The sequence below is a fragment of the Streptomyces sp. NPDC043908 genome, from assembly GCF_056435525.1.
This window is the reverse complement of the sequence record NZ_JBWKEI010000001.1, coordinates 531,408-555,811: the sequence shown is the minus strand read 5'-3', so window position 1 is coordinate 555,811 and position 24,404 is coordinate 531,408. Positions and strand designations below refer to the sequence as shown.

The window sequence follows — 24,404 nt, the reverse complement described above, 5'->3', positions numbered from 1 at the left end:
GGTGGCAGTGCCCCGGCGGGAGGCCCGAGAGGTTGCGCGCACGGGCCCGCGGGGTGCACCAGCATCCCGCGGGCCCGCGTATGACAGCGGCGCGCCGCCGCTGCGCCTGGAGGCGGACGCGTCCGCCGCGGAGAAGGTCCTGTCGAAGTCGGCGGCCGCCGAGAACGGCCTGGAGGTGAGCGCGGGGGCCCAGGGCCCGATCACCGACGTACCCGACGTGCCCATCGAGCTGGACGCCGAGGGCTTCCCCGCCGAGGCACCGCCGGGGGCCGGGGCGGGCGTCCTGCGCGCCGCCCAGGTCAACGGCTCGGGCACGGCCAACTGGGCACCGCGCAACCTGGGCACCAAGTGGGAGTACGGTCAGGACTGCACGAACTTCGTCTCCAAGGCCCTCTACTACGGGGGCGGGATGAAGACCCGCGGCGGCGGCCGCAAGCACGATCGTGCCTGGTGGCAGCAGTACTATTTCTTCGGCACCGTCAAGAACAAGAGCTACACCTGGTCGGGTGCCGAGAACGTCCGCCGCCACATGATCAACTACCGTGGGGCGCAGTTCGTCCACGCGGTGAACGCGCGCCCCGGTGACATCGCGCTCTTCAAGTGGAAGAAGGAGCGGGTGTACAACCACGTTGCCGTGGTCTCGGCCAACCGGCACGGCGTCCAGCTCCTGCAACACGGCGGCGTGGGACGCACCAGCCTGGCCGCGGCCATCGCCCGCTACCGCAAGAGCAGCAACTACATCGAGCGCGTCATCATCCTTCGACCGAGGTCACGCAGTTGATCGAAAAAATGCCGAAGAAGCCCCTTGCCGTCGCCCTGCTCGCGGGTTCCGCCGTTACGGCATGCACCTCGGGCGGGACGGACGTCTACCAGAGCGACTACTCCACCCACGAACCGCTGCGCGTCGTGGGCTACCCCTCCCGGGGCAGCCTGGAAGCGGTCCAGAAGACGGTGTGGCGCCTTGACGACGGCGACGCCGACGCGTTGGCCGGGCTCGCCGTCGAGGACGGCGAGGCTGCCGACACCACGGCCCGCAACTGGATCAAGGTCTTCGGCAAGGCCGCCAAGGGAAAGGTGACGGCCGACTTCTACGACGAGGGCTCGACCCGGCAGGTCGTCGTGCTGTACTTCGCCAGGACCGGCCAGAAGAAGGCCATCGAAGTACGCATCGGCGGAGACGACGCCTGGGGCGTCACCCTCGACGAGACCGACCCCGCCGAAGCGGCCAAGGTGCCCGACTGGGCACCGGCCACCCCGGGCGGCACCGGCTCGCGCTCGTCCGGCAACTGACCGGGCCGGCGGTCACGCGCCCCGCGTCACGGCCCCCGGGGCTGGGGCGCGGAGCATTTCGCTTCGGCCGACGGCCGTCATGCGGGCGAGGCTCTTTCGCCTGGTCTGGACGTGTCGCCCCGTCTGCGCGTGCCCCCGCAGGGGGAGGGCACCGGCGGATCGGGGGAGGACCATGACGTTGCTGTCGTGGTGTCACCCCCATCGCGTAGCCTCACCCGGTGTGAGAGGGATACGAGCCGAGTGGGGCCGTCTGCGGCACCGGCGCACCGAGGGCAGACTGGCACCCGCCCACAGCGCGGTCCTGGACCGGGTCCGGGAACTGTACGCCGCAGAAGAGTTCGAGCAGGCCGAGGAGGGCGGACGGTACCTCGCGACGATGCCACCCGTACCGGGCGCGGATTCCGCACTCTCGGACCGGCTGGCCAGGGCGTTCGCCCTGGCCGCGGCCGTCGCTCACGGGCGGGGGCTGGACGTGCTGCCCGAGGTGGAAGCGCTGATCTCGGATATGGAGCGGGCCGCGGGTGCCGACCCGGCTCAACGGGCCCTCGTACTGGCCGTCCGGGCGAGCCATGTGGAGATCCTCGTCCAGCAGGAGCGGTACGAGGAAGCGGAGTCCGAGGCACGGGACATCCTGCGGGCCGCCGTCCGCGTCGCGCACCTCGCGCAGGTGTGGGAGACCGAGCTGCTCACCCTGGCCAAGCTGGCCGCGGCGCTGAACGGGCAGGGCCGCCACGAGGAAGCGGAGGCCATCGCCCGCGGGAACCTGCCGCGCGCGGACGGACTCGGCGAAGCCGCGCTCCGCCGCCTCCTGGTGGGCAGCCTCAACGGTCAGGGCCGCTACGAGGAAGCCCTGGCCGAGACACGTCGGTTTCCCCCCACGGGGAGCCGTGCCTCCAGCGGAGCCGCCGACATCCTCACGGCCACCGCCCTGCATCACCTGGGCCACCGCCAGGAGGCGGAAGACGCCGCTCGCCGGGCCGTGACGGCCTGCGAGCAGTCACTCCACCCCGACCACCCCCGCACACGGGAGGCCCGTGCGCTCCTGGCCCGCCTCACCGGCGAGGATCCGACCGCTGAAGGGGGTTCCGAGGGCTGACCCGGACGCCGGGTGAAGCAGGGGTGGTGCCGACACCGCTGTCGCGGTGCGGGCTGGTGCGGGGCGAAGTCCTTCAGACCGTCGGACCGTCAGCCGATGGGGAGCCAGATGGAGAGCACGCGCGGGTCGGGGTAGTACCACTTGCCGGTGTCGCCGTCGTACCTGGCGTTCTCCAGCTGGACGTATCCCTCTTCGCGCATGTTGTAGTTGCACTCCGCCCACTTGCCGTGCCCCAGCGCGTTGCGGCAACCGTCGGCGGGTCGGCTGTAGTTGTACCGGGAGAGTCCGACCGCCGACTTGTGGTCCTCCTCGGTGTCCTTGACCAGAACCTTGTCCCCGGCCTTGTCGAAACAGGTGATGACCCCGTAACTGGTGATGCAGGGCAGGGCCGCGGCCTGGGCATCGGTTGCCGAGCTGGCGACGCCGAGTGCCGTCGTCCCCTCGTCCTCGGTGGTGGCCGCGCCGGCCGGGCTGCTCAGGGCCGTGAGGGAGACCAGCAGGGCCGCTGCCGCCGCTTCCCCTGCACCCGGGCCGAGGCGTCCTCAGAGGCCGCCGACCGGCTCCTGGGCCGACGGGTCCCATGGGGGCAGGCCGTGGACGAAGTCGGCGACGATGCGGGTGTAGCTCTCGGGACGGTCCAGGTTGGGGAAGTGCGCGGCGCCGTGGATCACGGCCGTCCTGCCGAGAGGGGCGGCTCGGGCGACGTACTCGGCCATATTCCGGAGTTCGGGTGCGTCCTGGGCGCCGTTGAGGGCGAGCACGGGCACGGCGATCCGACCCGCTCGCGCGGTGAGGTCCGCGACCACGACGCGGTGGTCCGGCTCGCCGGGGCTGTGCTTGCCGATGGTCCGCCGTCGCATCTCGCGCAGGCGGGCGTAGGTCTGGGGAGGGACGGCGTCCCGCGCGCGTTCGGGGCCGTGCGCCCAGAGATCGCCCGCCTCGTGCCAGCCTTCGATGTCTCCGGCGGCCAGAGCCTGGAATTGCGCGGCCTGGGCTTGCCGGGACCAGGGTTCGGTGAACGCGCCTTCGTCCGTGCCGCCGCCGGTGATGACCAGAGCCCGAACCAGTGCGGGATGCTCCAGCGCGGTGGCGACGGCGATCGCCGCGCCCATGGAGATGCCGACGAGGACGGCGGGGTGGGCTTCGAGGTGGCGCAGTAGTGCGGCGAGGTCGTCGGTTTGGCGGAACGGGCGGTTCGCATTGGCGGACCAGCCGTGCCCACGGGCATCGGGCGCGATGACCCGGAACGCCTGGGCCAGGGGCGGGACCTGCTCGTCCCACATGGTGTGGTCGAGGAACCCCGCGTGGAGCAGGACGACGGGGACACCGCTGCCGCCGGTGTCGCGGTAGGCGAGGTCACCGTCCAAGGAGGCGAAGAAGTCGAGACCGAGAGCTTCACTCATGACAACTAGGTTGTCATGAGACGGGAGCGATGACAACCGAGGTGTCATCTATCATCGGTGTGTGAGGGAAGAACAACGCCCGCTGCCCCCCGACGAGGCAGGTCCGCGACTCATGGCGGTCTTCGCGCTGGTCGGACCGCTCTATCGGCGCGTCCAGCGGCAGATCGAGCAGGACGCCCCGCCGGGCCTGTCCGTGGGCGTGCGCGCCGTGCTCGCCCTGCTCCACGAACACGGGCCGATGACCGTCCCCCACATGGGCCGGGAACAGTCGATCAGCCGCCAGTTCGTGCAGCGGATGGTCAACGACGCCGCGACGGAAGGTCTCGTGGAGGCCGTACCGAATCCCGCGCACGCCCGGTCCTCGTTGATCCGCCTGACCGGCGCCGGTCACACGACGATCGAGGGCGTCCTCGCCCGGGAGCACGCGCTGCTCCGCGAGGCGGCGGACGATCTCACCGTGGCCGACGTGGACGCCTGCGTACGCGTACTCAGCCGGATGCTCACCCTCTTCGAGGACTCGGACGGCCCCGCGTAGCCCGAGACGGATCCTGACGGACCGACGCGCCTCGTGGCCGACCCGGTGACCGCGGCGCGCGCCGGAACAGCCCGAATCCCTGACCGCGGCCGCAGCACGCCGTCGAGCTGTGCGATGCAGTCCCCCGACCCGCACCGCACAGCTCTCGCCCGCCGGGGCGCCGCTTCAGCAGAGCCGCGTCACACGCTCCGTACACTCAGTACGTGTCGAGACGGAACCGCTGGAAGTTGGCGTACTGGCCGCTCTGGTCCTGACAGCCGAAGTGACGAAGGCCGATGTTGCTGTCGTCGACGCACAGGCCGGTCGCCACGTTCCGCAGGACGTAGCTGTGGTCGGCGGTCTCGGCCAGGGTGAACCGCTGGTAGTTCGCGTACGGGCCGCTCTGGTCCTGGCAGTTGAAGTGACGCAGTCCGATGTTGCTGTCGTCGACGCACAGGCCGGTGGCCCAGTTCTGGATGACGTAGGTGTAGTTGCCGAGGTAGGTGAAGTTGAACTTCTGGAAGTTGGCGTACTGGCCGTAGGGGTCCTGACAGCCGAAGTGGCGCAGGCCGATGTTGCTGTCGTCCACGCACAGATTGGTGGCGACGCTTCTCATCCTGCGGGTGTAGACGGCCTGGACGCCGGCGGTCTTCGCGTCGCCGGACCGGCCGAGGACGTCACCGCCCGTCGCCCCCTTGGCCACGGCGGTCGACGCGGACGCGGACGGTCCGGTCGCGGCCGTCGAGGCGTTCGCCCCGACGAGTGTCAGCGCGGTCGCCGCCACGACCGCGGCGGCGATCCGGGAAACCTGTCCCACCAGCTTTCTCGTGCTGTTCACCGTACCTCCTGAGAAGTCCGGCCGGCGGGGCCGCCGAGCCGGTGACGAGTGGGTCGCACGCCCGCCGTTTGTCCGATGCAATCGAGACAACGGCGGGCCATGCGCTGGACGGCACCGGGGAACGGGTGTTCCCTGGTGGCGTTCCACGGCCCTGACACTGCCGGGGAGCGGAGTTGGCCGCGTGGCCCCGATGTGATCCGCGCAGGTCGGCTCAGGTCGAGGGGCCGGACAATGGGGGTTGTCCGCGGACATCTCGGGGGGACCGACCGTGCGCAGAAGAGGACGTCCACAAGGGGCACCGAAGGGTGCGACGCGAGCAGCCGACGCCTTAGCCGGTTTTCTGGGGGAACTCACCGCCGAACTGACGGTCCGTGAGCTCGCTCAGCGGTACGGCGGCAGCAAGACGACGTGGAGCGAATACCGCAGCGGCGCCCGGGTCATTCCCCTCGGCCGGCTCAACGCCGTGGTACGGGACCGGGTGCGCGACCCGCGCGGACGGCAGACGCTGCTCCAACGGGCACACCGGCTGCACGAGGCGGCGCTCGTCGCCGAGGCCGAGGCGGCGCCCGGTCTCAAACTCGACGAGGCCTTACGGCGGGCCGAGGCCGATCTCGCGGAGGCCGAAGGGCTCGTCCGCAGCCTCCTCGCCCTCGTGAGCGCACTGCTCGGGAACAACGACGTCTTCCGGGCCGCCGCTCCGGACCCGGCGCAGCGGCCCGAGGCGGCCCGGACGGCCGGGATGCCGGCACCAACGCCCTCCCCGCAACCGGATACGGACTCCGAACCAGCGGCCGACGCACTACTGGACCGGGCGCTCCGGCAGTTGGAGGCCGTACGGTTCCTCCACGACGGCGCCCGGCAGATCCTCGGGCGGGCGCGGGCGGCGAGCCGTGCCGCCCTCCCCGCCGGGTCCACGACACCGGTGACCGCCGGTACCGATCTGGTGCTCGCGCTGGCGCGCACGGCCGACGGGCTGGCTCACTCCGGGCACGAGGTGGAGTGCCTGTGGCGGGAGCACCGGGCCGCGGCCGGCCCGCCGCTGCGAGGCGTTGTCCTGGAGCGCACCGACCGCCCTTCCGCGGCGCACGTCATCACCCCCACGGACTTGCCGCCGCTGCCGTACAACGCCTCGCCCCCGGCGACGGTGGTGCCGGGGGCGGCCGGGCAGCTCGTCGCCGCCGCCCCGCGTCACAGCCCGGTGCGTACCTCCCTGGCCGTGACCGCCGTCCTCGCCGTGTTCACCGTCCTCGCGGTCGCGGTGTCGGCGGCGACGGCCGTGGTGGTCGTTCAACGCGAGCGTTCCGCCCCGCCCGCCCCCGTCTCCCAGGGCGTCCAGCCGTACCGGTTGCAGTACCAGCCCTCCCCCGGCGCTACGGGACGATCCGCGACTCCGCTCACCACGCCTCCGCCCGGGAGCCCCTCCCCCGTGAGCCCTTCCCCACCGAAGACACCGCCTCCGGTGGCCCCGGCGGCGCCTGCCCGGGGTGGCGGGTTCGTGGCGCCGTCCGCCCCGGGGACCGCGGTTGCGCCCGCCCCCGGCGACTCGGCTCCGGCTCCCGGACCCACGCCGGAGCTGCCGGACGCCCCGAACGGTCTGTTCCGGCTGGCGAACGCGGGCAGCCACCTGTGTCTGTCCGTCCCGCCCGGGAGCCAGACCCCCGCGGCGGGCATGGTCCAGGTCGGCTGCGGTGAGGACGCCGAACAGCAGTGGCATCTCACCCGGGAGTCGGCCGGGCCGCCCGCTGTCTACTCCGTGCGCAACCGGTTCAGCGGCCTGTGTCTGTCCGTCGAGGGCGCCAAAGTCGACAATGACGCCGCCGTCACCCACTACCTGTGCGGCGACCGGCAGGGCCTGTTCCCCGACCAGTTCTGGACGCTGCGCTACCGCAGTGCCTTCCGGGCCTGGCAGTTGGTCAATGTCCACAGCGGCAAGTGCGCCGGTTCCCGCGCGGGTTCGCGCGGCAACGAGCCGGTGCTGCAACAGGACTGCCGCGACGACCCCTGGCTCATGTGGCAGGCCTGAACCATGGGGCAGGCCTGAACTGAGCGTGTCACGTGACGCGTCGACCCGCGATCCCGTCGCGCTCGCCCGATGCTCGTGGTCCTCCGGTGGGAGCCGGAGGAAAGACCGGTCCTTCCAAGGGGGAAATCATGAGGAGAAACGCGAACCGGAGCACCACCGGACGCGCCGGACGTAGAGCGACCGTTGCCCTGCGCGCGGCGGTCGCGGCCGGTGCGGTCACGGCGCTGCTGCCCACCGCCGCCTCGGCCGAACCGGCAGCGGTGGCGGGCGTCGTGCCCGGCCTCGCAGCCGGCGTCGAGCGGATCAGCGTCGCGCCCGACGACGCCGAGGCCGACGACAACTCCGCCGGCGCCTCGATCACACCCGACGGCCGCCACATCGTCTTCACGTCGTCGGCGAGGAACCTGACCCCGGACGGTACGACGGGAAGCGACCGGGTGTACGTCCGCGACCAGCAGGCACGGCAGACCACCCGGATGGGGAACCTGACCGCCCTCCAGCCCCCGGTGATCAGCGGCGACGGTGAGTACGTCGCCTATCCCGTGCAGTGGGTGAACAACGTGCGGATCCGCCAGTACCAGGTGAGTACGGGAAGGACGGCTTCCGCCGACTGCTCGGCGTACAGCTGCAACCAGCCGTCGCTCAGCGCGGACGGCCGTCATATCGCCCTTGCCATCCTCAAGCAGCAGTCCTCGACCCAACGCGTCGAGGTTCAGGACGCGAAGACGGGAGCCAAGGAGACCGTCGCCGACCTCGGCCACACCTCTCCCTCCCGCCCCTCCATCAGCGGCGACGGCCGCTACGTCGCCTACCAGGACGGCAGGACGCGGGACGTCTTCGTACGGGACCGGACCGGCGGTACCACCTCCGGCCCCGTCGAGGGCCTCTCCGCGGCGGCGACACTCGTCCAGCTCAGCAAGGACGGCAGCACGGTCGTCTACCTCTCCGGCACCGACACCTACGTCCACGACCTGCGCTCGGGCACCGCCGAGCTCGTATCGAACGCTCGGGGCGTGGCCGTCGATCCCACCGGCCGCTACCTGCTGTACGCCCCACAGGACGCGACGGGACCGTCACTCGTCCTGCGCGACCTGCGCACGGGCACCGAGGAGACCGTCTCCACCCGACCCGCCTCGGCCGGGACCGACGCGGTCAGCGCCGACGGGCGCGACGTGGTCTTCGCGTCCACGGCGGACGACATCGTGCCCGGCGACACCAACGGCAAGTCGGACGTCTTCGTCCGCCACTTCTTCTGATCGCCGCTCCGCCCACGCCATGGCCCGGCGTGGCCACCTGTGCCGCCGCATCGCGCGGGGCCCTTGGTTTCGGGCCGGTCAACTCATGGGCGCGTCTTGCCGGGCTGCCCGTTCGGGGATCGTCGGGAGGACCTTCTCGGCGATGCCGACGAGAACGCTGTCGTCCGGGAGGGCACCGGTGGTGCTCCATACGGTGACCTCGTAGTAACCGCCCTCGTCCTTCCGGTCCAGTGCCACGGACAGCGTCCGGGCCAGTGGGCCTTGTTCGGCCTGGGACGTGCCACCTCCAAAGGCGATTTTGAACGCCATGGTGTGGTCCGAGGAAAAGGTGGCCGGCCGGCCGAGAACCGTCAGCGTCTTGAGGTCCCTCTCGTTGCCGAACTTCATCAACTTGCCGTACTGGGCCACCGACAGCCTGTTGTACGTGGCCGACAGATGCACGGTGTAGGTGCCGAACCTGACCTCGGCCTCGGGCGAGGCGATCTTCTCGCCCGTCAGAGGCGCGGTGTTGCTGGTCCCGGAGGCCGTGGTCGCCGTCTCTCCCGGTGTGCCCAGCAGCTGGGCGAGGTCGGGCCGGTTGAGTGCCGTGCACAGCTGGTCACCGCTGACGGCCCGCGGTGTCGCCTTGTATGCCGCCGGCGGCTCCTTGCGCTCGCCCGCCGGACACGACGCGGGGTGCGACGCGCTGTCCTCCGAGGACGGCAGGACGCGTGGGACCACCCATACCGCCGCCACGAGCGCCCCGACCACGGCCACCGCCGCGACGGCCTGGCCCCAGACGTGGGGCTGCTTCTCCGGGGTGCCCGGGGCGGGCAGCGGCGCGGACGGGGCCTGCGCCAGGGCGGCGCCGTCGACCGCCTTCTCGGACTCCGCCTCCTCGGCCTCGGGGACCGGCGGGCCCGGGTCGCGGCGTGCGCGCAGGGCACGGCGCACCGCGTGGACGCGTATCGCGGTGAACACGAGGAATACCGCACCGAGCCCCGCCATGACCGGGTCCTGGTCGCGGACGGCGAGATGCACGAGGCGTACGCCGAGAACGGACCCGAGCACGATGAGCAACGGCTCGCGGACCCAGTAAGGGAGGAGACGGAGGAGGAAACCGAGCATCTGGTGATCTCACCATGACAAGACCACGGCCGCCAATCGTTTCCCGGCCGATCACCGGCCTGGTGGGGTGGTCCCGGCCCACCGCTTGGAAGCCGGGCGCCGGATCAGCAGGTCCCTCGGCCACGGCCCCGTGACCAGGGCGAGGAGCGAGAGCGCGCAGCCGATCCACAGCACACTCGTGGCCGCCAGCGACTCGACCACCAGCCCGCCGAGCAGAGCGCCCAAGGCGATGGAGAGGTTGAACGTCGAGACGAACAGCGAGGACACCGCCTCGGTCGCCCGGGGCTCCACACCGAGGATCCACGTCTGGAGCGTGACCGGAACCGCGCCGTACCCCAGGCCCCACAGCACCAGCGCACCCGCGGAGACCACCACACCGGCGGATGTGAGGGCGAGCAGCGTCATGGCCGTCGCCAGGAGCAGGGCCACGGCGCCGATGGTCTGGCGCAGCCGCGTGGTGACCAGGGCGCCTGCCGCGAAGTTGCCGCAGATCCCGGCCAGACCGAAGACCAGCAGGAGCAGGCTGGTACCGCTGTCACCGACGTCGCGCTCGTGCAGGAGGGGGCGGACGAACGTGTACGCGATGAAGTGCCCCGTGATGATCAGGAACGTCAGGGCGACACCCACCCGTACACCGGAGTTGGCCCTGAACACCGTCGGCAGGTCGCCGAGCCTGAGAGTGCGCCGCGGTGGCAGCTCGGGCAGCAGAAGGACCATGCAGACGAGGGCCAGCAGCCCCAGTGCGCCGACGGCCGCGAACGCGGTGCGCCACCCCGCGAGGTCACCTATGAAGGTGCCGGTGGGTACACCGAGGACGGAAGCGGTCTCCACACCGCCGAAGATCACCGCGGTCGCCCGCGGAACCTGCTTCTCCGGAACGAGCCGCAGGGCGATGCCTCCGGCGAGCGACCAGAAGCCGCCCACGCTGATACCGATCAGGAAGCGCGCCACCAGGACCAGGGTGAAGTCGGTGGCGAACGCGGACGCGAGGTTCGCCGCTCCGACGAGCCCGACGAGGAGGACCAGCACCAGACGGCGGTCGAAGCGGCCGGTGGCCACGGTGACCAGCGGCGCCGCGACCGCGGCCACCAGCCCGGGCACGGTCACCATGAGTCCGGCCGTGCCCGCGGAAACGTCCAGGTCGGTGCCGACCGGGGTGAGCAGCCCCACGGGCAGCAGCTCGGAGGTCATCAGCGAGAAGATGCCCAACGTCACGGCGAGAACGGCGAGCCACCCCCTGACCGGTGAACGCCGTTGCGCGGGGGGTGAGTTGTCGGCGAGGGCTGGCATGACGGTGTCGGCCGTCCTTTCAGGCGTGGGTACGGAGACAGGTACGGGCACGGGTACCGGTACGGGCACGGCCGCCTGCACGGGCAGCACGGGTCGGGCGGCGCGGTGCCGTGGGTGGAGGGGACGCACCACGGGCGGTGACCGGCCTGGACGGCGGCCACCGCCCGTGGTCGGGGCAGGAGTTGCGGAATACGTATGTCGGCGCGGGGATGCGGCAGAAGGGAACTACTGGGTGCCCGGGGTCTTGCGCGTGGCGACGTTCATCCGGTTCCACGTGTTGACCGTGAAGATGAGGGCGATGAGCTGGGCCAGCTCCGGCTCCGTGAAGTGCTGAGCGGCCTCGACGTACACGGCGTCCGGAACCCCGTCGGGCAGCCGGGTGACGGCCTCGGTCAGGGCGAGCGCGGCACGCTCCTCGGACGTGTAGAGGCTGGACTCCTCCCAGCCGTTGAGCTGGTAAATGCGCTCTTCCCTCTCGCCCGCCTTGCGGGCGTCACCCGTGTGGTAGTCGATGCAGTACGTACACCGGTTGATCTGGGACGCGCGGATCTGCACGAGTTCGACCAGCACCGGATCGAGGCCCTGGCGGGCGGCGGCGTCCAGGGCGAGGACGGCCTTGAAGACCTTGGGAGCGACGGTGGCGAAGTTCATGCGCTGCGGAATCTGAACGGTTGTCATACCGAGAACGGTAGGAGCGGATTAGCCCCCCGGTATGGTGCATTCTCATGTCGAATCGTTGGGGCAATTCTACTGAAGGCCGTGACCCTGTGGCTGCGGGGACGGACGCCGGGACGCCCTCGCGACCCGGCCCCGAACCGGGATCGGGAACGGACTTCCACCTGGAGCTGAGTGGCGAGGGCACCCTGCGCGAGCAGGTGATGCGCGCCCTCCGTGAAGCCATCGGTTCCGGCCGCCTGGCACCCGGCACCCGTCTGCCCTCGTACCGGAGCTTGGCCAGGGACCTCGGGATCGCCCTCAACACCGTCGGTGAGGCGTACGGCGAACTGGTCGCGGAGGGCTGGCTCGCCGCCCGCCAGGGGTCGGGCACCCGCGTCGCCCGGCGCAGCACACCGCTGCCCTCGGACCGCCCGCGCCGATCGGCGCCGCCCGTGCGCCGCCCCGCCTACGACCTGATGCCGACCTCGCCGGATGCCGCCGCGTTCCCCAGGTCGGCCTGGCAGACCTCCGCGCGGCGGGCGCTGAACGCGGCGCCCAACGACGCGTTCGGCGTGGGCGATCCGCAGGGCCGCGTCGAGCTGCGGACGGCCCTCACGGAATACCTGGCCCGGGCGCGGGGCGTGCGCACCTCACCCCACCGGATCATCATCTGCGCCGGCTTCGCCCCTGCGCTGAGCATGCTCGGGCAGGCCGTGAAGGGCGAGGTGGCGGTCGAGTCGTACGGACTGGGCTTTCATCGCTCCCTGCTGACCGCGGCCGGGCGCCGCACCGTGCCGCTGCCCGTGGACGCGCGGGGAGCCGTGATCGACACGCTGCCGACGACCGGTGCGGGCGCGGTGCTGCTCACTCCGGCCCACCAGTTCCCCACCGGGGGGCCTCTGCACCCGGAGCGCAGGGCCGCGGTGATCGACTGGGCGCGGGCGACGGGCGGTTTGGTGATCGAGGACGATTACGACGGCGAGTTCCGCTACGACCGCCAGCCGGTCGGCGCCGTCCAGGGCCTCGATCCCGATCGTGTCGTCTACATCGGGTCGACCAGCAAGAGCCTGTCGCCCGCGCTCCGCATCGGCTGGATGGCGGTGCCCGACCACCTCGTGGGTGACCTCCTGGCCGTCAAGGGCGACCGCGAGATGTGGACCGGGGCCCTGGACCAGCTCACCCTCGCCGACTTCGTCGCCTGCGGCGCGTACGACCGGCATCTGCGCCGCATGCGGCTGAGTTACCGCCGCCGGCGCGACCGGCTCGTCGCCACGTTGCGGGCGAGGGCGCCCCACATCGGGATCGACGGCATCGCCGCCGGTCTGCACGCCGTCCTCGGCCTCCCACCGGGCACCGAGCCGAGCGCGGTACGCGCGGCATCCCGCCAGGGACTCGCCCTGGAGGGCCTCGCCGCCTACCGCCACCCCGACAGTGACATGCCACCGCGCGACGGCCTCGTCATCGGATACGGGACTCCGCCCGACCACGCCTTCGAGGCCGCGCTGGAGGCACTGTGCCTGGCACTGCCGGACGCGGAGTGATGGGGGCTATTCGCGCGCGTGGCTCCATCCGTGGTGCCGCCGGCGTCTTTCTTGCGGGACGGTGACCGAGACCATCACCTTCGGTCTACGCCCCTCACCGCTCCTCCGCCTCGAAGGCCTGGGCGACGGCGAGGCTGTCCTCGTAGACGTGGTGCCGGGTGACCAGGCCGTCCTCGACGGTGAGGTGCAGGGCGAACCGCGCACGATACGCACGTCGGGTGGGCCGGGCGGTCTGGCGGATCTCGCCGAGCACGACCGCGTCGTTTCCGTCGATGAGGACGCGCTCGATCTCCGTCGCCGCGTGCTCCGGCATGTGGTGCTGGGCGACCTCGCGATAGTGGGCGGCCGCGTCGGCACGGGTGGACCGGTCCCGGATCCACGGTGTGGCAGCCCGGCCGTGCTCGGCCTCCGGCCAGTCCAGCTTCCAGTCGGCCGTCTCGGCATACAGCTCGGCAATGCGGTCGGGGTCGCCCTCCCCGATCCTGCGCAGCAGCTCTTCGACCACGGCGCGTGTGTTCGTGGGTGCGGCTATGGACACGATGACCTCTCCCTCCCGGCCCGCGTCCCGTCGACGCGGCGAGGTCACCAAGGTTGCCCACGCAGACGGGGCGAGGCCATTACCTCTGACGTAGGGCGCCTGCATCGCCACAACCGACAGCCTGGACGCAGGGGAGTGGCCCCTTCCCCTGCGGCGCATCAATGTGCGCAACCGGGGAACCGGATCCTCACAGAACACCGGAAACGGAACGGGAACCGGAGTCGGAATCCAAACCCGAACCCGAACCCGGAGCCAGACCAGGAAAGGGAAGCTCCTTCATGGACGCCATCGTGCTGCTGCGTGAGGACCACAAGAACGTCGAGAAGCTGTTCAAGCAGTTCGAGAAGACCGGCGACGACGACCACGCCGAACGCCGCGAGCTCGCGGACAAGATCATCGAAGAACTGACCGTTCACGCGTTCATCGAGGAAGAGATCTTCTACCCCGCCGCCCGCCAGTCCGCCCCCGACACCACCGACCACATCCTCGAAAGCGTCGAGGAACACCATGCCGTGGTGTGGATGCTGGCCGAACTCAAGAAGATGGACCCGGCCGACGAGCGCTTCAAGGCCAAGATGACCGTCCTGATCGAGAACGTCCGCCACCACGTCGAAGAGGAGGAGGACGACTGGTTCCCCGACGTCCGCAAGGCCATGGGCCGCAACCGCCTCACCGAGCTCGGCGAGCAGATGCAGACCGCCAAGGCGAAGGCCCCCTCCAACCCCCTCGACGTGCCCAGCGCCACCCAGTAGTTCCCGACCGGCCGCGTCGCCGGGGCAGCCTCTCAAGAGTCACTTGGTGATCCCGGAGAGGGGTGCGCCGCATCCCGAGTGCCTCTGACAGCTCGGATGTCACCACTCAGGCGTCGCAGCTCAGGTGTAACAGCTCAAGCGTCCTTGACAGGGGAAGTGATTAGGCGCCATATTATCTGCATGACGAGGGACGACATCCAGGCCGAAGCACCCACACTGGACCAGGCCAGGCGGCAGGTCGAGCACTACGGCCTGGATGTCGACCCGCAGGCGGTGCTGGTCGCGGTGCGTCTGATCTCGGCGGGCGCGAGGGTCGGACGGGCGGCGGAGGCGCACTTCGCCAGGTTCGGCCTGTCGACGGGACGCTACCGCCTCCTCGCCGACCTCGAAGACCACGGCGGGGAGAAGTCCCCCTCGCACCTCGCGGCCGACCTCGGAGTCTCCAGGGCCACGGTTACCGGCCTGCTGGACGGCCTTGAGCGCGAAGGCCTGATCGCCCGCCGCCCCTCCGCGGAGGACGGGCGGGGCACGGTGGCCATCCTTACCGCACGCGGGGCGCAGCGCCTGCGCGACATGGCCTCCGAGCACTTCCGGCGACTGGAGGCGATGGTAGGCGGGCTCTCCGTCGACGAGCGTGCGGTGTTCCTGGATCTCCTCGCCCGCGTCGTACGCGGCAGCGCGGCCCTGGCCGCTGACTGACCCGACCCCCATCCGGTTCGGCCCCGCCTTCGGGCTGGGCCATTTTCACGCAGTAGTAGTTAGCCACCTAATTATAGTGACGGGTGTGCGCGCCTGCTCGCCCGCCCACAGCACCCCTTCCCTTCACTCCCCCACGAGAAAGAGGCCGGCATGCCCGCAACCAGGGACACGACCCACCGGAACCGACCATCCTCCCGCCCATCACGGCCGTTCCTCCTCTGGCGCGAGGTGCTGACCGCCTATGCCGCCCCCGCGCTCATGGCCGGCGCCCCCGGGGTCGTCACCGGGCAACGGGACCTCGCCCTTGCCGCCTGCACCTCCATCGCCGGCACCTCCGCCGTGGTGGCGTTGCTGGTCGGCATCTGGTTGCGGCACGGCGGGCGACCCCGGCCCTGGACCGTCGCCGTGCCGCGTACCGCCTTGACCACGGCACTCGTCATCCTCACCACCGGCGCGGCAGCCCTGCTCGGCTGGTTCGCCGCGCAGTGGCTCCCCGCCCGCACCCCCGTCACCGCAACGCCGTGGCTGGAGCGCCTGCGTATCGACCTGCCCGTCTCCACGGCCCTCGCGACCACCATCGTCACGCTGCGCTGGCGCAGCACCACCACACCGCCCCCGGCATAACCCACCCCGCCGGGACACCGGTCCCGCGCCTCTCCAGCCCACCGCGTCCGGCAACGCCCAGTGCCGGGAAGTCACCAGGAAACGAGCACACGATGATCGTCGTCATGGGAGCAACCGGAGCCACCGGAAACGCCCTGCTCCACAGCCTTCTCCCCCTCGGCCTGCCCGTCCGCGCCCTGACCCGTACTCCTCACCAGCCCATCCCCGGCACCACCGGCGCACAACCGCCCTGTGAGGTGCGGTACGCCGATGCCACCGACCCGCACTCCCTGCACACCGCTTTCCAGGGCGCCGACCAGCTCTTCCTCGCCCTGGCCAACAGCCCCGCACAGGTCGCGCTCGAGACCCGTGTCATCGACATGGCCGCGCGCGCCGGCATCGGACACGTCGTCAAGATCTCCGCACCCGCCGCCGAACCGGATTCCCCGGTGGCCATCTCGCGCGGACACCACGCCGTGGAGGAACACTTGCGCGCGAGCGGCCTCACCCACACCATCCTGCGTCCCTACGCCTTCATGCAGAACCTCCTGCGCCTGGCGCCCACCGCATCCCGGGGCGTCATCCTCGGCGCGACGGGCGACGCGCCGTACAACCACATCGACTGCCGCGACATCGGCGACGTCGCCGCCGCCGCGCTCACCAGGCCCGCCATCGCCGGCGGAACCTACACCCTGACCGGACCGGAAGCCGTCTCCTACACCGAACTCGCCCACCGGCTGTCCGCCCTGACCGGCCGACGGATCCGCTACGTGGACCTCACGCCGGACGAACTCCGCGACAACCTCATCAGCAACGCCCACATGCCCACGTGGCTGGCCGACCATGTGGTGGAGATCCAGCAACTCGCCCTCGCCCGCCCCGAAACCCCCACCACCACGGTCGCCGACGTCCTCGGCCGCCGCCCCCGCACCCTCGACGCCTTCCTGCACGAGCACCAGGCGCGGTTCCACCCATAGGCGGCTGCCTCGCGGAGTGCGTCGCGGCAATTACTGGCGCTTCAGGGAGTGAACCTGGGAGCTGCCCTCAAGAAACTCGTTTGAGATTGGCCCAGTTGTGCGGGACATTGCGCGGTCAGGCAGGAGGTATGGAGAGGGCCCGGGGTCGGCTTCCCCGGGGTTCGCATGTCCCCCCGCCTGGACCACCGCACCGTGACCGAACAGGAGCCACCCATGGCCGACACCTCGCACACCACCGCCGACCGCCGCGCCGACGAGCGGATCGGCCAGGACCCTGCGGATCATCCCCCGACCTCGGGTGACGCGGCGATACACCAGGCCCGCAACTCCGCCGCGTTCTGGGCAGCGACCGGCAAGTCCCGTGGCCATGAGGTGATCCAGCGGCGCGGCTTCCTCGCGGTGCTTGGCGATGAGCGGGCCGGGACGCGGTTCTTGGTGCAGGAGCCCGATCTCGACTCGGACGAGCTGGCCGAGTTGACCGAGCTGGCGGGCCGGGCGAACGGGCCGGTGGGTGCGGAGGATCCGTTCGGCTCCACCGACCTGAGCCATCTGGGCCTGCGCAACTGGCAGATGCCGATCATGGTGCGCCCGCCCGGCCCGGTCCCCGCCCCGGCGATCGAGGTGGTCCGGGTCCAGCGCGCGCGTGAGCTGGAGGCCGCCGAGCAGATCGTGATCGAGGGCTTCGAGTTGGACGGATTCACGCCGTACCGACCCGGCGAGATGTTCCCCGCGACGCTGATCGAGCAGCCGGGCGTGGACGTGTACCTCGCTGTTCTCGACGGTGAGGCGGTCGGAGCCGGTGTCACCGTCGTCCACGACGGATTCGGCAGCCACTACTGGGTCGGCACGCCGCCGACCCGGCGCTCCCGCGGTGCCGGGCGGGCCGTCATGCTCGGCTCGCTGGCGCCCATGGCGCATCTGCCGGTGACGCTCACCGCCTCCCGGCTCGGACGTCCCCTGTACGAGTCGCTGGGCTTCACCGCCGTCACGCCGTCGACCTGGTGGTCCTCCCACTGACCAGCACCGAGGCGAAATCATCCGGGTAGGGCGGGTCGGCCCGCGGAGTCCCGGCGGGCCAGGTGTGGACGAGTCCCTCCGGCCCGCCGGTCCGCAACCGCCAGGAGTGCGGGCAGTCGGTGCCGTGCTGTTCACGGCCCCAGCGGGCCCCGGCCACCGACAACCCTTCACGGATGGGTGGCCCGTACGGTGATGGTCGGGTGGAGACGGCGGGTGTGGTCGAGCGGGCGCACCGGGCCGGTGAGCCGCAGCGGTACGCGGAAGCGGGCGTCGGTGCTGGAGGCGGCGATCCGCAGTTCCAGCGCGCCCGGCTCCACGATCCGGTGCCCCTCACGACCGGTGAAGGAGGCGAGGTCGGCGGGTACCACCAGCTCCACGCGGCACCCGGCGCCCGCGGCCAGCGCGACGCGGCGGTAGCCGACCAGCCGCTGCACCGGCTGCACCACGGCCGCCACCGGATCGTGGAGGTAGAGCTGGACGACCTCGGTGCCCGCCCGCTCCCCCGTGTTCCGCAACTCGAAGGCGAGCCGGAACTCCCCGTCGGTGCCGGTTTCCGCGGTCTCGACCGCCAGCCCCGACCATGTGAACTCGCTGTAGCCGAGGCCGTGCCCGAAGGGGTAGGCAGCCGTCGGGTCGGTGCTGGAGACCTCGCTCGCCTGGGCGAGCCGCGCGGCGAGGTAGGTCGAGGGCTGGACGCAGGGGTGTGCGGGGATACTGACCGGCAGCCGCCCGGACGGGTTGACCCGGCCGCTGAGCACGCCCGCCACGGCCCGGGTACCCGCCTCGCCCGGGAAGAAGCACTGCACGATCGCCGCCGCCTCGCTCACCGCGCGCCCCAGCGCGTACGGCCGTCCCGCCAGCAGGACGACCACGACGGGGGTTCCGCTGTCCAGCAGGGCGTCCAGCAACTCGCTCTGGCGTCCGGGGAGTTCCAGGGAGGCGGCGTCGCAGCCCTCGCCGCTGGTGCCGCGGCCGAAGAGTCCGGCCCGGTCGCCGAGGGCGAGCACCACCAGGTCGGTCCCGCGCGCGACCCGGACGGCCGCCGGGATGCCGCTCGTGTCGTCGTCGTCGACCCCCACGCCGCGTACCGTCCGCACCTCGCAGTCGGGGAACTCCGCGTGCAACGCCTCCCGCAGGGTGGGAAGTTCGATGCCGAGCGGCGCATTCGGATGCTGGCGGCCCACATGTACGGGAAAGGAGTAGCAGCCCAGCACCGCGGTGGGCTCGTCGGCGTTGGGGCCGATCACGGCGATCCGGGCCGGACGGCCCAGCGGCAGCACGCCGTCGTTGCGCAGCAGCACCACGGCCTGCTCGGCGAGTTCGGCGGCGAGTGCGCGGTTGGCGGGCGGGTCGAGGTCGACGAGACCGCGCAGCGCTTCGGGGGCGCTCAGATCGGCGTGGGCGAGGGCGTCGGGCACGGGGTTCCAGTCCGGGTCCAGCAGCCCGAGCCGGACCTTCTGCACCAGCACCCGGCGCAGTGCCCGGTCGATCAGCCGCTCCGGTACGAGCCCGGTGGCGACGGCGTCGAGCAGGGGCGGTCCGAAGGTCTTCACGGTCGGCAGTTCGACGTCGACGCCGCTGGTGAGCGCCAGCGCGGCGGCCTGCGACCAGTCCTCGGCCACGCCGTGCAGGGTCTTGAGGAAGGCGATGCCGAAGTAGTCGGCGACGACCGTTCCTTCGAAGCCCCAGGTGTCCCGGAGCAGCCCGGTGAGCAGTGCCTCGTCGGCGGCGGCGGGGATGCCGTCGGTGTCGGTGTAGGCGTGCATGACCGAGCCGGGGCGGCCTTCGCGCAGCACCATCTCGAACGGCGGCAGGATGACGTCGGCGCGCTCGCGCGGGCCCATGCCGACGGGGGCGAGGTTGCGCCCGGCGCGGGAGGCGGAGTACCCGGCGAAGTGCTTGAGGGTGGCGACGACGCCGGCCGACTCCAGGCCCCGCACATAGGCGGTGGCGATGGTGCCGACCAGGTACGGGTCCTCGCCGATGGTCTCCTCCACCCGTCCCCAGCGGGCGTCGCGTACCACGTCGAGGACGGGTGCGAGGCCCTGGTGCACGCCGACGGCCCGCAGGTCGCGGCCGATCGCGGCGGCCATCCGGCGCACCAGCGCCGGGTTGAAGGCGGCGCCCCAGGAGAGGGGTACGGGGTAGGCGGTGGCGCCCCAGGCGGCGAAGCCCGCCAGGCACTCCTCGTGGGCGAGTGCGGGGATGCCGAAGCGGTTGGCGGCGGCGATCCGGCGCTGGGAGCGCAGCAGCGACAGCGCGCCCAGCGCCGGGTCGACCGGTGCCGTGCCGAACGGCCGGGTCACCTGGCCGAGCCCGTACGGCAGCAGCGCGTCGAGGTCGGGCGGCTCCTCCATCTCGTGCTGGTGCGGGGCGACGTCGCCGCCCTCGTCGCTGGCGCCCACCCAGACGCCGAACAGCTGGGCGGTCTTCTCCCGCAGGGTCATCTCCGCGATGAGCACGTCGGCGCGGGTCTCCGGGCTGAGCGAGGTGTCCCGCCAGGCGGGAACACCCTCCGGGGCGGGGGTCGGGGTGGTGTGAGGCTGGGGGTTCGGGGTGGTTTCGGGCTCGGGGTTCAGGGTGCCGCTCATTTTCCTCCCACTCCCGTCAGGCCCTGGACGAGGGCGCGGCGGGCGAACAGGTAGACGACGAAGAGGGGAAGCATGGACAGCACCACGGCACTGAGCAGTCCGGGTACGTCGACGCCGTGCTCGGTCTGGAAGTCGTACAGGCCGAGGGTGATGACCTTGGTGGACTCGGACTGGGTGAGGATCAGCGGGAACAGGAAGCCGTTCCACGCCTGGAGGGCGGCGAAGACCACGACGGAGGACAGGCCGCCCCTGGACAGCGGCAGCACCAGTTGCCGGAAGACGCGGGCCGGTGAGGCCCCGTCCATGGCCATCGCCTCGTACAGCTCGGGGCTGATGTCGCGCATCGCGCCGGTGAGGACCAGCGTGCAGACCGGGAGGCAGAAGGCGGCGGTCGGCAGGATGACGCCGATGAGGTGGTCGTACAGCCCGGCCTTGCTGATCAGGTAGAACATCGGCACGATCACCGCCTGCGCGGGGATCGCCAGGCCCAGCAGGAACAGCCGGAACACCCAGCCGGTGGCCCGGCCGCGCGCTCGTACGATGGCGTAGGCGAGCGGCGGGACGACCAGGAGCACGATCGCGACCACGCCGGCGGTGACGGTGAGGGTGTTGAGGAAGTCCTGGCCGAAGCCGTTGGACAGGTCGGTGAGGTAGTTGTGGACGGTCCACTCGGCCGGTGGGCTGAGCGGGCCCTTGGTGGAGTAGTCGGCGCGGGTGCGCACGGTGGCGAGCACCAGCACGTACAGCGGCAGGCCGACCAGCAGCAGCCAGAGCAGCGAGCCCAGGCCCGCGAGGTAGTTGGGGCGCCCGCGCATCACAGGCCCTCCGTCGTGCCGCGCATCCGGTCGTAGCCGGAGAACTTGACCATGGCCAGTGAGATCAGGGTGGCGACGACGACCAGGACGAGGGCGATGGCCGACGCGGCGCCGAAGTCGTAGCTCTTGAAGGCCTTTTGGTACATGTAGTAGGCGCTCACGGTGGTGTCGGTGCCGGGGCCGCCCTGGGTGATGATGAGGACGGTGTCGAAGGTGGTGAGGCCGCCCACGACCATCAGGACCGTCGAGGTGATGATGCTGTTGCGCAGTTGCGGCAGGGTGATGTGGAAGAACTGCCGTACGGTGCCCGCGCCGTCGATGGCGGCGGCCTGGTAGAGGACCTGGGGGATGGCGCGGGCGCCGCCCTGGTAGATCAGGGCGTGCAGCGGGGTGAACTGCCACACGCCCACGAAGGTGAGGACCGCGAGGGCGCCGCTGCGGCTGCCGAGCAGGTTCCCGTCGCCGAAGAGCCAGGTCAGCTGGGAGGGCACACCGAAGTTGGGGTCCAGGACGGCCCGCCACACCACGGACACGGCGGTGGCCGACAGCAGCAGCGGTATGAAGTAGATCGCGGAGAGCACGGCCCGGTTGCGCTGGTGCCCGGCGGCCCAGACGCCGAGGAGCAGGCTGACCGGTGCCTGGGTGACCACCCCGAGGCCGGTGAGCAGCAGGGTGGTCCCGACCGACTGGGTCATCACCGGGTCGTGGATCAGCGCGGTCCAGTTGGCCAGGCCGTTGAAGCGCGGCTCGCTGATGCCGTCCCAGCTGGTGAAGGAGAGCACGGCGACCAGGACGAGCGGCAGGACCGCGAAGAGCAGGAAGAACACCGCGGCGGGCGCCGCCCATACGAAGCCGGGCCGGCTCACACCCGTACCGGCCTTCGCGGCGGCCCTCATGAGGCGGGCAAGGCCTGCATGGCCTTGATGAAGCCGTCGGCGTCGAGCTTGCCGGAGAAGAACCGCTGGACGGCGGTGCGCAGGGGGGTGGACGCGCTGGGCGGGTAGGCCTGGTCCCAGGAGAGCTGGAACGAGGGTGCGGCCTTGACCAGCTCGTACTGGTACTTCGAGTACGCGGGGCTGGCCGCCTTGTCCAGGAAGTCGACGGTGTTGACGGTGGTGGGCAGGTTGCCGATGGCGAGCTGGGCCTGGACGAACTCCTTGGAGTACATCAGTTTGAGGAACGCGGCTGCGGCCTCCGGGTGCTTGGTCTTCTTCAGGATCGAGTAGAAGTTGTTGGTGTTGCCCACGACGTCGGCCGGGTCACCCTTGCCCCCGCTCACGGCCGGGAAGCCGGTGTAGCCGAGGCCGGTTCTGGCGAAGTCCGGGTTGGCCTCCTGCTGGGTGGAGTAGTACCAGGAGCCCATCAGCTCGAAGGCGGCCCGCCCCCTGGCCACCAGCGCCGCGGAGCCGCCGTCGGTGAACTTCACGGAGTCGAAGGTGCGGCCGAACGCGCCCGAGTCGGCCAGTTGCCTGAGGGTGGCCAGTGCCTTGCGGCTGTCCTCGCTCGCCCAGGCCGCCCGGTCGCCGTTCAGGGCCCGGGAGAACAGGCCGGGTCCGGCGATACGGTCGTACAGGTACTCGAACCACATCAGGGTGGGCCACTGGTCGGCGCCGCCGAGCGCGATGGGGGTGACGCCCTTGGCCTTGAGCGCCTTGCCGGCGGCGATCAGCTCGTCCCAGGTCCGCGGCGGGGTCAGACCCGCGTCGGCGAGCACCTTCTTGTTGTGGAACAGCAGCACGGGCTGAGTGCCGCGCATCGGTATTCCGTACGGTTTGCCGTCCACGACGGCCGAGTTGAACACCGAGGGCAGGAAGTTGCTTTTCAGGCCCGGGTCCTTGGCGATGAAGTCGTCCAGCGGAAGCAGCAGGCCGGCCTTGACGAAGGGCTGGATGGACCCGCCTCCCCAGTTGAAGAAGACATCCGGGGCGTGCGAGGTGTTGATGACGGTCTGCAACTTCTGCTGGTAGTCCGCGCCGGGGACGGTGTCGAGCACCACCTTGACCTTGGAGGTCTTGTTGAAGGTCTCGGCCATCTGCTTCTCGACCTTGTTGGCGGCGTCGCCGTAGACCATCACATGGATCGTCCCCGAACCGGCGCCGGACGATCCGCCGTCCGATCCGCACGCGGCGGTCGTGCCCAGGACGAGTGCGGTGGTGGCGGCGATCGCGGCGAGTCTCAGTCCCATGCTCTACCCCTCATTCGAATGTTGCGCAATGATGAGCGAATGTTGCGGGGACCCTAGGGCCGACCTCACGGCCCGTCAAGAGTCCCGGCGGGATCCGGGCTCAGCGGCCGAGCGACTAGCATCCGTGCCGTCGGCCATCCACCGCGCGGCTCGCCCAGCGGGGCGGGGCAGGAGGTAAGACGTGAAGAGAGCGGCGACGCTCGCTGAGATCGCACAGGAGGCGGGGGTCTCCGCTCCGACTGTTTCGAAGGTCCTGAACGGCCGGGCCGACGTCGCCCCGGCCACCCGGGAGCGGGTGGAGGAGCTGCTGCGCCGACACGGATACCGGCGGCGGCGCGGCACGCAGGCGAGCCCGCTGCTCGAACTCGTCTTCCATGAGCTGGAGAGCGTCTGGGCGATGGAGGTGATCCGCGGAGTCGAGAACGTGGCGCGCGCGGAAGGCCTGAGCATCGTCCTCTCGGAATCCTCCGGACGGCTCACCCCCGGCCAGTCCTGGGTGGACGGGGTGCTCACCCGCCGCCCCACCGGCGTGCTGCTCGTCCTGTCCGGCCTGGACCGCTCCCAGCGGGAACAACTCGCCGGGCGCGACATCCCGTTCGTGGTGCTGGACCCGGCCGGCGACCCCGGCCAGGAGGTGCCGGCCGTCGGCACCACCAACTGGGACGGCGGCCTGGCAGCCACCCGGCACCTGCTCGACCTCGGCCACCGCCGGATCGGTCTGATCGGCGGCCCGGGCCACATGATGTGCAGCCGGGCGCGGGCCGACGGCTACCGCGCGGCCCTCGACATGGCGGGTATCGCCTACGACCCGGAGCTGGTCCGCGAGGGCGACTTCCACCACGAGGCCGGGCACCGGATCGGACGGGAGCTGCTGCACCTGCCCGACCGGCCGACCGCCGTGTTCGCCGGAAACGACCTCCAGGCCCTCGGGCTCTACGAGGCGGCCCGCGAGCTGGGGTTGCGCATCCCCGAGGACCTCAGCGTGGTCGGCTTCGACGACCTGCCGCTGGCCCGCTGGGTCGGCCCGCCGCTCACCACCGTCCGCCAGCCGCTGACCGAGATGGCCGAGGTCGCGGCCCGCATGGTGATCGACCTCGCCCGCGGCACACGCCCCGGAAGCCGTCGGGTGGACCTCGCCACCAGCCTGGTCGAGCGCTCCAGTACGGCTCCGCCGCACCAGGCATCCCCGAACGGCTGACGGAGCATCAGCCC

23 protein-coding genes are annotated in these 24,404 nt (G+C 71.3%); 13 read left to right on the top strand and 10 right to left on the bottom strand.

Annotated elements, in window-relative coordinates; genetic code table 11:
- Nucleotide 1: 1 nt before the first annotated feature.
- From AC069K_RS02595 to AC069K_RS02585, 3 genes are all read left to right on the top strand, one after another.
- A complete protein-coding gene (locus AC069K_RS02595; RefSeq protein ID WP_478611412.1) occupies nucleotides 2-781 on the top strand; it encodes an amidase domain-containing protein in 780 nt (259 codons plus the stop codon).
- A gap of 8 nt (nucleotides 782-789) precedes the next feature.
- Nucleotides 790-1,290, top strand: coding sequence for a hypothetical protein (locus AC069K_RS02590; protein WP_478611410.1), 501 nt, complete (start codon nucleotides 790-792; stop codon nucleotides 1,288-1,290).
- A 220-nt stretch (nucleotides 1,291-1,510) separates the two neighbouring features.
- Nucleotides 1,511-2,386, top strand: coding sequence for a tetratricopeptide repeat protein (locus tag AC069K_RS02585; RefSeq protein ID WP_478611407.1), 876 nt, complete (start codon nucleotides 1,511-1,513; stop codon nucleotides 2,384-2,386).
- A gap of 542 nt (nucleotides 2,387-2,928) precedes the next feature.
- On the opposite strand, the gene AC069K_RS02580 is transcribed toward AC069K_RS02585, so the two are convergent.
- Complete coding sequence (locus AC069K_RS02580; RefSeq protein WP_478611404.1) at nucleotides 2,929-3,789, bottom strand: alpha/beta fold hydrolase; 861 nt, start codon at nucleotides 3,787-3,789, stop codon at nucleotides 2,929-2,931.
- Between the two features lie 112 nt (nucleotides 3,790-3,901).
- Here AC069K_RS02580 and AC069K_RS02575 point away from each other — a divergent pair, with 112 nt between their 5' ends.
- Complete coding sequence (locus AC069K_RS02575) at nucleotides 3,902-4,324, top strand: MarR family winged helix-turn-helix transcriptional regulator (protein WP_478611999.1); 423 nt, start codon at nucleotides 3,902-3,904, stop codon at nucleotides 4,322-4,324.
- 196 nt (nucleotides 4,325-4,520) lie between these two features.
- Here the strand turns inward: AC069K_RS02575 and AC069K_RS02570 are convergent, their stop codons facing one another.
- The gene (locus AC069K_RS02570) at nucleotides 4,521-5,141 is read right to left on the bottom strand and encodes an RICIN domain-containing protein (protein WP_478611401.1); all 621 of its coding nucleotides are present in this window, start codon (nucleotides 5,139-5,141) and stop codon (nucleotides 4,521-4,523) included.
- A gap of 268 nt (nucleotides 5,142-5,409) precedes the next feature.
- On the opposite strand from AC069K_RS02570, the gene AC069K_RS02565 reads away from it, so the two are divergent.
- Nucleotides 5,410-7,164, top strand: coding sequence for an RICIN domain-containing protein (locus AC069K_RS02565; protein ID WP_478611398.1), 1,755 nt, complete (start codon nucleotides 5,410-5,412; stop codon nucleotides 7,162-7,164).
- 128 nt (nucleotides 7,165-7,292) lie between these two features.
- A complete protein-coding gene (locus AC069K_RS02560) occupies nucleotides 7,293-8,420 on the top strand; it encodes a TolB family protein (RefSeq protein ID WP_478611395.1) in 1,128 nt (375 codons plus the stop codon).
- Between the two features lie 78 nt (nucleotides 8,421-8,498).
- Here AC069K_RS02560 and AC069K_RS02555 read toward each other — a convergent pair whose 3' ends face one another.
- The 3 genes from AC069K_RS02555 to AC069K_RS02545 all read right to left on the bottom strand — a co-directional run bounded on the left by AC069K_RS02555 (nucleotide 8,499) and on the right by AC069K_RS02545 (nucleotide 11,495).
- A complete protein-coding gene (locus AC069K_RS02555) occupies nucleotides 8,499-9,527 on the bottom strand; it encodes a DUF6215 domain-containing protein (RefSeq protein ID WP_478611392.1) in 1,029 nt (342 codons plus the stop codon).
- Between the two features lie 51 nt (nucleotides 9,528-9,578).
- Nucleotides 9,579-10,817, bottom strand: a complete 1,239-nt coding sequence (locus AC069K_RS02550; protein ID WP_478611389.1) for an MFS transporter — start codon at nucleotides 10,815-10,817, stop codon at nucleotides 9,579-9,581.
- Nucleotides 10,818-11,042: 225 nt separating this feature from the next.
- Nucleotides 11,043-11,495, bottom strand: coding sequence for a carboxymuconolactone decarboxylase family protein (locus AC069K_RS02545; RefSeq protein ID WP_365108105.1), 453 nt, complete (start codon nucleotides 11,493-11,495; stop codon nucleotides 11,043-11,045).
- A gap of 89 nt (nucleotides 11,496-11,584) precedes the next feature.
- Here AC069K_RS02545 and pdxR point away from each other — a divergent pair, with 89 nt between their 5' ends.
- Entirely contained in the window at nucleotides 11,585-13,015 is a 1,431-nt protein-coding gene (gene pdxR / locus AC069K_RS02540; protein WP_478611385.1) for a MocR-like pyridoxine biosynthesis transcription factor PdxR, read from the top strand.
- A gap of 94 nt (nucleotides 13,016-13,109) precedes the next feature.
- Here the strand turns inward: pdxR and AC069K_RS02535 are convergent, their stop codons facing one another.
- Entirely contained in the window at nucleotides 13,110-13,553 is a 444-nt protein-coding gene (locus tag AC069K_RS02535; RefSeq protein ID WP_478611383.1) for a nuclear transport factor 2 family protein, read from the bottom strand.
- Nucleotides 13,554-13,831: 278 nt separating this feature from the next.
- On the opposite strand from AC069K_RS02535, the gene AC069K_RS02530 reads away from it, so the two are divergent.
- The 5 genes from AC069K_RS02530 to AC069K_RS02510 all read left to right on the top strand — a co-directional run bounded on the left by AC069K_RS02530 (nucleotide 13,832) and on the right by AC069K_RS02510 (nucleotide 17,601).
- Nucleotides 13,832-14,305 (top strand): hemerythrin domain-containing protein, encoded by a 474-nt coding sequence (locus AC069K_RS02530; RefSeq protein ID WP_478611380.1) that lies wholly within the window; start codon nucleotides 13,832-13,834, stop codon nucleotides 14,303-14,305.
- A gap of 180 nt (nucleotides 14,306-14,485) precedes the next feature.
- Nucleotides 14,486-15,004 carry a MarR family winged helix-turn-helix transcriptional regulator gene (locus AC069K_RS02525; protein WP_478611377.1) on the top strand — a complete coding sequence of 173 codons (519 nt, stop codon included), beginning with the start codon at nucleotides 14,486-14,488 and terminating at the stop codon, nucleotides 15,002-15,004.
- Between the two features lie 150 nt (nucleotides 15,005-15,154).
- Nucleotides 15,155-15,628, top strand: a complete 474-nt coding sequence (locus AC069K_RS02520) for a hypothetical protein (RefSeq protein WP_478611374.1) — start codon at nucleotides 15,155-15,157, stop codon at nucleotides 15,626-15,628.
- Between the two features lie 92 nt (nucleotides 15,629-15,720).
- Nucleotides 15,721-16,584: an NmrA family NAD(P)-binding protein gene (locus AC069K_RS02515; RefSeq protein ID WP_478611371.1), complete on the top strand. Its 864-nt coding sequence runs from the start codon at nucleotides 15,721-15,723 to the stop codon at nucleotides 16,582-16,584.
- 213 nt (nucleotides 16,585-16,797) lie between these two features.
- Nucleotides 16,798-17,601, top strand: a complete 804-nt coding sequence (locus AC069K_RS02510; protein WP_478611368.1) for a GNAT family N-acetyltransferase — start codon at nucleotides 16,798-16,800, stop codon at nucleotides 17,599-17,601.
- 167 nt (nucleotides 17,602-17,768) lie between these two features.
- Here AC069K_RS02510 and AC069K_RS02505 read toward each other — a convergent pair whose 3' ends face one another.
- Genes AC069K_RS02505 through AC069K_RS02490 form a run of 4 tightly spaced genes read right to left on the bottom strand, consistent with a single transcriptional unit; the run spans nucleotide 17,769 to nucleotide 23,192 of the window.
- Nucleotides 17,769-20,192 carry a beta-xylosidase/alpha-l-arabinosidase gene (locus AC069K_RS02505; protein ID WP_478611365.1) on the bottom strand — a complete coding sequence of 808 codons (2,424 nt, stop codon included), beginning with the start codon at nucleotides 20,190-20,192 and terminating at the stop codon, nucleotides 17,769-17,771.
- Nucleotides 20,189-21,007, bottom strand: a complete 819-nt coding sequence (locus AC069K_RS02500) for a carbohydrate ABC transporter permease (RefSeq protein WP_365108127.1) — start codon at nucleotides 21,005-21,007, stop codon at nucleotides 20,189-20,191. Before AC069K_RS02500 ends, AC069K_RS02505 begins: the two co-directional genes overlap by 4 nt.
- A complete protein-coding gene (locus AC069K_RS02495) occupies nucleotides 21,007-21,903 on the bottom strand; it encodes a carbohydrate ABC transporter permease (RefSeq protein ID WP_478611361.1) in 897 nt (298 codons plus the stop codon). The genes AC069K_RS02500 and AC069K_RS02495 overlap by 1 nt, the downstream gene beginning before the upstream one ends.
- On the bottom strand, nucleotides 21,900-23,192 hold the full coding sequence (locus tag AC069K_RS02490) for an ABC transporter substrate-binding protein (RefSeq protein ID WP_478611358.1): 1,293 nt from the start codon (nucleotides 23,190-23,192) through the stop codon (nucleotides 21,900-21,902). The genes AC069K_RS02495 and AC069K_RS02490 overlap by 4 nt, the downstream gene beginning before the upstream one ends.
- Before the next feature lie 181 nt (nucleotides 23,193-23,373).
- Here AC069K_RS02490 and AC069K_RS02485 point away from each other — a divergent pair, with 181 nt between their 5' ends.
- A complete protein-coding gene (locus tag AC069K_RS02485) occupies nucleotides 23,374-24,390 on the top strand; it encodes a LacI family DNA-binding transcriptional regulator (protein ID WP_365108136.1) in 1,017 nt (338 codons plus the stop codon).
- The last annotated feature ends 14 nt before the right edge of the window (nucleotides 24,391-24,404 follow it).